Annotated in this window: 7 protein-coding genes; all 7 read right to left on the minus strand. The window is 65.8% G+C overall.

Translation table 11 applies throughout. From position 1 onward, the window contains the following. The coding region (locus tag AC1DT2_RS12815; protein ID WP_477296643.1) for a type IV pilus assembly protein FimV at positions 1 to 492 on the minus strand (492 nt) is incomplete at its 3' end. A gap of 170 nt (positions 493 to 662) precedes the next feature. After that, positions 663 to 953: a hypothetical protein gene (locus AC1DT2_RS12820; RefSeq protein WP_063573738.1), complete on the minus strand. Its 291-nt coding sequence runs from the start codon at positions 951 to 953 to the stop codon at positions 663 to 665. Next, positions 953 to 1,981 carry an aspartate-semialdehyde dehydrogenase gene (locus tag AC1DT2_RS12825; RefSeq protein WP_477296645.1) on the minus strand — a complete coding sequence of 343 codons (1,029 nt, stop codon included), beginning with the start codon at positions 1,979 to 1,981 and terminating at the stop codon, positions 953 to 955. Before AC1DT2_RS12825 ends, AC1DT2_RS12820 begins: the two co-directional genes overlap by 1 nt. Positions 1,982 to 2,012: 31 nt before the next feature. Continuing rightward, on the minus strand, positions 2,013 to 3,011 hold the full coding sequence (locus AC1DT2_RS12830; RefSeq protein ID WP_477296646.1) for a 2-hydroxyacid dehydrogenase: 999 nt from the start codon (positions 3,009 to 3,011) through the stop codon (positions 2,013 to 2,015). Further along, positions 3,004 to 4,119, minus strand: a complete 1,116-nt coding sequence (aroC, locus tag AC1DT2_RS12835) for a chorismate synthase (RefSeq protein WP_477296647.1) — start codon at positions 4,117 to 4,119, stop codon at positions 3,004 to 3,006. Before aroC ends, AC1DT2_RS12830 begins: the two co-directional genes overlap by 8 nt. A gap of 18 nt (positions 4,120 to 4,137) precedes the next feature. Beyond that, the gene (gene prmB, locus AC1DT2_RS12840) at positions 4,138 to 5,058 is read right to left on the minus strand and encodes a 50S ribosomal protein L3 N(5)-glutamine methyltransferase (RefSeq protein WP_477296648.1); all 921 of its coding nucleotides are present in this window, start codon (positions 5,056 to 5,058) and stop codon (positions 4,138 to 4,140) included. 128 nt (positions 5,059 to 5,186) lie between these two features. Beyond that, a partial coding sequence (locus AC1DT2_RS12845) for a phosphocholine-specific phospholipase C (RefSeq protein WP_477296649.1) occupies positions 5,187 to 7,086 on the minus strand: 1,900 nt, incomplete at its 5' end.

Below are 7,086 nucleotides of genomic sequence, written 5' to 3' on the forward strand. Positions count from 1 at the left end.
CCGCGACTCGCTGCGCGCAGGCACGCGAGAGGGCACCTCCGACGTCCGCGACGGCTTGGCCGCAGGCGCGCTGGCCGTGGCGCCGGCCGTCGATGCCGGCGCGCCCGGCGGGTCGAGCAGCATCGTGATCTCGCGGACGACCTTGTTGCCGTCGGTCGAGACCTCGACGAGGAAGTCGAGATAGGTATCGCGTATCGGCGCGCTACTGGTCACCTTGATGACCGGCTGGCCACTGGCGTTCTTGCCCACCGCGAAGCTAAGCGCCACAGGCAGGCCACTGCGGTTCAGACCCGCACGCGAGAACGCCTCTTCCGAGGCGAGGGCGACATGGATGTTATCGGCCTTGGCCGACACCCCAGTCAGTGGAATTTCCGCTACCAGCGGCTGGTCCATGGTCGAGCGCACCTGGACGGCGCCCAGGTCCTGCGCCAGGGCATGTCCGCCCCCCGTGGCAAGCGCCAGCATGATCGACAGCTTCAACGTACGGTTCATCACTCGCTTCCCCCGAACTAATACCATGCTGACGGCACGCCTCTTTCGGGCGGTCGGCCGCGAAGGCGCCACTGTAGTGCACCCCAGCAACAACTAACAATAGCGACCACGGGCAGTTACACGACAACGTTGCTGTCGTTCACGAGGCCCGTACACGCCCCCCTTACATGTTATGGCTTGCGCTGGGCGTCCAGCTGACGCTCGAGTTCGGCGATTTTCCGGTCCCGATCGTCCAGCTGGCGGCTTGCGGCTTGTGTATCCGACTCCAGCGCATCGACGCGTGCCTTGAGCTGCCGCACGTTGGTGTCCTCGGCCTGCACCTCCCCGTGCACCGCCGTCACCCTGGCGCGGGTGGCGGCGGCCGGGTCGGCCTGCGCCGCCTTCGTCTGGGTTTGCTGGGCCGCGATCGCCAGGGGCGAGGACACGACGAGCAGGCAGGCGATGGCGGCGCGATGGTTCATTACAGATAGTCCTCGATCAGGATCTCCGCGATCTGCACGGCGTTGAGTGCCGCACCCTTGCGGATGTTGTCGGCCACGACCCAGAGGTCGAGGCCGCGCTCATGGGAAATGTCTTCGCGGATGCGGCCGACGTAGACCGGATCCTGGCCGGCGGCATCGCCGACAGGGGTCGGGTAACCGCCGGGCTTCCGCTCGTCCTTCACGACCACGCCCGGCGCCTTCTCGAGCAGTTCGCGGGCGCGTTCGGCCGTGATTTTCTCGCGGGTCTCGATGTGCACCGCTTCCGCGTGACCGTAGAACACCGGTACGCGGACAGCCGTCGGATTCACCTGGATCGATGGATCCTCGAGGATCTTCCGGGTCTCCCAGACCATCTTCATTTCTTCCTTGGTATAGCCGTTAGGCTGGAAGTCGTCGATCTGCGGGATGACGTTGAAGGCGATCTGCGCCGGAAATTTCGCGCTTTCGACCGGCTGGAAGTTGAGCATCTGGGCGGTCTGCTTGCCGAGCTCCTCGAGACCGCTACGACCTGCGCCGGACACCGACTGGTAGGTGGCGACGTTGATTCGCTCGATGCCCACCTCGCGGTGGATGGGGGCCAGCGCCACCAGCATGCCCATGGTCGAGCAGTTCGGATTGGYGATGATGCCGCGCACCGTGTAATCGACGATCGCGTGCGGGTTCACCTCGGCGACCACCAGGGGGATGTCGTCCTGGTAGCGGAACTCGGAGGTGTTATCGATCACCACGGCACCGGCAGCGGCGGCACGCGGCGCGTGCTCGCGACTTACCGAACCGCCGGCCGAGAAGAAGGCGATATCCACGCCCTCGAAGTCGTATTTGGCGAGATCCTGGACGACGTAAGGTTTTCCGGCGAAGTCGACCGTACCGCCCGCCGAGCGCTCGCTCGCCAGGGGAACCAGTTCGCTGACCGGGAAGTCCCGTTCGGCGAGGATCGAAAGGAGGGTTTCGCCGACTGCGCCGGTCGCACCCACCATGGCCACCTTGTAACTCGTCTTCTTGCTCATTTTCGCTTTCGTCAGGGCGTGGAGGAACAGGTCAGCTGGCGTCGGCCAGCACACCCGGATTGATGATCGTGGGTGGCCGGCCGGCGTGAGGACCATGTCCGAACGCCGCCAGCACATTGTCCACAGCCAGCGCCGCCATATCGCGACGTGTGTCGCGACTTGCGCTGGCGATGTGCGGACTGAGCACGATATTTTCGATTTTCAGCAGATCGGGGTGCACCGAAGGCTCGCCTTCGAACACATCCACCCCCGCCGAGGCGATGGTGCCGGCAGCAAGGGCTCGGGCCAGCGCGGCATCGTCGACGATGCCACCGCGGGCGATATTCACCAGGACCGCGGTCGGCTTCATGGCCTTCAGCTCGGCCTCGCCGATGGCATGGCGGTTTTCCGGCGTGTACGGCAGCACCAGGATCAGATGGTCGGACCGGGCCAGCAGGCTGGCCTTGTCGACGTAGGTCGCCGCGCATTCGCGCTCGAGCGCGGCATCGAGCCGCGACCGGTTGTGATAGATGACCGGCGCCCGGAATCCGGCCGCACGACGGGCAATGGCCTGGCCGATCCGGCCCATGCCGAGGATGCCGATGGTCTTGCCGTGCACATCCGCGCCCAGCCAGCCCTCGAAACGCGAGCCGTGCCACTGGCCGTCGCGAAGCCAACGTTCGGCCTCACCGACGCGGCGGGCGGCGGCAAGCATCAGCGCCCAGGCGTAATCGGCCACGGTTTCGTTGAGGACATCGGGCGTGTTCGACGCACCGACGCCACGCCGGGTCAGGGCATCGATATCGAGGTTGTTATAGCCCACGCCCAGGTTGGCCACGAAGCGCAGCTTCGGCGCGCCTTCGAGCACCTTGCCGTCGATCTTGTCGGCAAGGCCGACGATGGCGGCGTCGCTATCGGCGAGCCGCTCGGCCAGTTCGGTCACCGAGAACGCCCGTTCTTCGGCCTCGGCATGAACCTCGAAATGATCACGCAGGCGATCGACGATGTCAGGGAAGAACGGCCGGGAGATCCAGACCTTCGGCTTAGTCATGCGATGTCTCCTGCAGCGTCCCGGGGATCCGCGGCGGTACCGCGCCCACATCGCCGCACTGGGCGCGATGGCGCAGGGCCTGGTCCATCAGCACAAGGGCCAGCATGGCTTCGGCGATGGGCACGGCACGGATACCCACGCAGGGATCGTGGCGGCCCTTGGTGACGACCTCGGTCGGCTGCCCTGCCCGGTCCACGCTGCGGCCGGGAATCAGGATGCTGGAGGTCGGCTTGAACGCCATGGAGACCACCACGGGCTGACCCGAAGCGATGCCACCGAGGATGCCGCCCGCGTGGTTGGAGAGGAACCCATCGGCGGTCATCTCGTCGCGGTGCTGGCTTCCACGCTGGGCCACGGCGGCAAAGCCGTCGCCGATCTCCACGCCCTTGACCGCGTTGATCGACATCATGGCTGCGGCGAGTTCGCCGTCGAGCTTGCCGTAGATGGGCTCGCCCCAGCCGGCCGGCACGTTGTCCGCGATGACAGTGACGCGCGCGCCGACGGAATCGCCCGACTTGCGCAAGGCGTCCATATAGGACTCGAGTTCGGGAATCTGCGCGGCGTCAGGCCAGAAGAACGGGCTGGTCTCGATAGCTGCCTCGTCGAAGCCGCGAGGCACGACGTCGCCGATCTGGGAGACATGGCCGCGAACGGTCACGCCGTAACGTTCGGCCAGCCATTTCTTGGCCACCACACCGGCGGCGACGCGCATGGTGGTCTCGCGTGCCGAGGACCGGCCACCGCCGCGGGGGTCCCGCACGCCGTACTTCTGCCAGTAGGTGTAGTCGGCGTGGCCGGGGCGGAAGGTATCGAGGATGTTGCCGTAATCCTTGCTGCGGGCATCCGTATTGCGGATGAGCAAGGCGATCGGCGTACCGGTGGTGACACCCTCGTAGACCCCCGAAAGGATCTCGATGTCGTCCGCCTCACGGCGCTGCGACGTATGTCGCGAGCGCCCGGTAGCACGGCGCTCGAGATCGGCGCGGAACTCACCGGCATCGAGCGCGAGGCCGGGAGGACAGCCGTCGAYCACGCASCCGAKCGCCGGGCCATGGCTTTCGCCGAACGTGGTGACGGAGAGGAGCTTGCCGAACGTATTGGAGGACACGGTGCTTCCGATAGGGGTTTAGTTTCTCGCGGCACGCGCAGCGGCGATATCAGCGGCATGCTCGAGCAGGTCGCGGCGCTCCAGCGCGAAGATGCCCATCTGGCCGACCTTGAACTCCAGCCAGACGAAGGGCAAACGCGGCAACAGCGCGACCAGTGCATGCTCGCTGTCACCCACTTCGACGATCAGCAGGCCATCTTCGCTGAGATGGTCGGCGGCTTCATCGAGGATGCGCAGCGTGATGTCCAGTCCATCATCGCCGGATGTCAGGCCGAGGACCGGTTCATGGCTATATTCGGCCGGCATGGCGGCGTATTCGTCATTGGTGACGTACGGCGGATTGGAGACGATGAGGTCGTAGACCTCGCCCTTCACGCCTTCGAAGAGATCCGACTTGATCGCCCGCACGCGGTCTTCGGCATGCTGGTAGGCGATGTTCTCGTTGGCGAGCGACAACGCATCGTCACTGACATCGACCAGGTCGACCTGCCAGTCGGTGTTGTACTCGGCCATGGCGATGCCGATACAGCCCGAACCTGTGCAGAGGTCGAGCGCGCGCTCCACATGGCGGTCGTCCAGCCACGGGGTGAAACGGCTTTCGATGAGCTCGGCAATGGGCGAGCGCGGCACGAGGGCGCGGCGGTCGCTCTTGAACTTCAGGCCGGCGAACCAGGTTTCGCCCACCAGGTAGGCCACGGGCACGCGCTCGGCAATACGGCGCTCGATCAGGGCGAGGACCTTCTCACGCTCGTCGGACACCAGTTTGCCCGTGCCATACGCCGGCGGCAGGTCCGGCGGCAGGTGCAGGGCGGCCAGTACCAGGTGCGTGGCCTCGTCGATCGGATTGTCGTGGCTATGCCCGAAGGTCAGGCCGGCGGCCGAGAAACGGCTGGCGCCGTAGCGGATGAAATCGATGATGGAGGACAGTTCGCTGGTCACGGGCTGGGGCTTTCGGTGTGGCTGGCTCGTGAGTATAGCGGCCCCGCTTTCTGTAGGAGCCGATTCATCGGCGATGGGTGCTCACCTTACCCTGGCCCGCTGCCGCGGGATCGCCGATGAATCGGCTCCTACGGGGAATCGTTAGCTTTGCCTGGGCCCGGATCGCTGGTGGACGGCCGGCCATCCTCGTGATGCCCGGCGAAGCGCCGCAGGTAGCGAGGCGCGTTCGGCACCGTGATCGTGACGTCATACCAGCCCGCGCTGGATGCAAGGTCCAGGGCGAGCGTCTGGTTGGCGCCCGTCGCGAGGGTCACGACCTGGGGCTCGCCGCGGCTGTACGCATTGGCGACGCGGCAGACGACGGGCGCCGCGCCCCGGTTGCGCAACACCACGTCGACAGCACGTGCCCCTGCCGTGCCGTGAACGCTCGCCTCCAGCGCATCATCGGCAAAGCCGCGCATGGCGGCGAAGTAACCGTTCGGGCCATGGATACGCCGATTGTATGCGTCGCCGACGCTCGCAAGCTTCCATTCGTCGACGATGCTGGCGCCAGCACTGACGGCGTAGCGCCGCGGCGGGGCCTCCCGGTCCAGACCATCGTAAACGAGGAATGCCGCGCCAGACGTTCCTGCGTTGGCAAAGGCGATACGGCTCCTGCCTCCCTCGAGGAGGCGGTGCTCGACCGTCCACGCATAGCCGATCGCACGTGCCGGACGCACGCCGGGCTCCTGCGCGGGCATCGATTGCGACGAGGGGACGTTGATCGGCGCCTTGCCAGGCGAGCCTTCGGGCAAGGCGATCGTCGGCACGTGGTTGTCGGCCGTGCCTGCGAAATCGAAGGCACTCGTCAGGTCGCCGCAGATCGATCGGCGCCAGGTGCTGATGTTGGGCTCGTCGACGCCGAACCGTTTCTCGAGGAAACGCAGTACCGAGGTGTGGTCGAAGGTTTCCGAGCACACCCAGCCGCCACGGGTCCAGGGTGAGACGACGATCATCGGCACGCGATTTCCGAGTCCCACGGGTTGTTCGCCGCCGGGATCGCTGCCAGGCACAAGAGGCGCGACGATCCGCGGATGCGCATCGAGGTCCATGATCTCGTCGGAAAGACCCGCGACCAGATCGTCCGAAACGACGCCTTCACTGCCCTGCCCGCTCTCCAACGGCGGCGCCGGTGGAACGACGTGATCGAAAAAGCCGTCGTTTTCGTCGTAGTTCAGGAACAGCACGGTGCGACCCCACACCTTTGGGTTTGCCGTGAGGGCATCGAGCACGCTGCGGATGTAGAACGCACCATCCGCCGGCGACGAGGTCGGATGCTCGCTGTATTTGTACGGCGCGACGATCCAGCTCACCTGCGGCAAGCGATCGTGCCGCACGTCCTCGCGGAGTTCCCGAAGCGTATGCGTCGATACGCCGTTGCGTACCAGCGAACCGGTCGGATCGGCGCCCTCTTTCACCTGGTACGTCGCGAAGAACTCGAGCGAGTTGTCGGTGTAGTTGTCGGACGGAGCATCCGGTTCGCCGGTGCCGCCCTGATAGACACGCCAGCTCACGCCGGCCTTTTCCAGCCGCTCCGGATACGTCGTCCATGTGTAGCCGTTGGTATCGGGACGCTCTTCACTGCCCGGCCCGTTCAACTTGCGACCAAGCCGACCAGACGGATCCGAGGTGCCGCTCCACAGGTAGATGCGATTGATCGCCGTGTCGGCCAGAGCAGACGCGTGGTAGGCATCGCAGACCGTAAAGGCATCCGCAAGGGCGTAATGAAACGCGGCGTCCTCGCGGCGCAGATGCGCCATTGTCAGTACGTCCTGCTTCTGTTCGATCCAGCGGTCGCTGCGGCCAAGATTCCACGCGCCGTGGCCGGTGCTCCAGCCATGGTCGGTGCCTTCATGATGGTCACCGCTGGCGTGCGTATCCAGGTGGAAGGGATAGACCCAGGCCACGTCATCGGCCACGCCACGCGATTTCCAATACTTCGTATGCGTCGTCGCGACCGGCTGGCGCCAGATGGGATCGCCATTGGCC

Source organism: Luteibacter sp. P4_E6 (genome assembly GCF_056401535.1).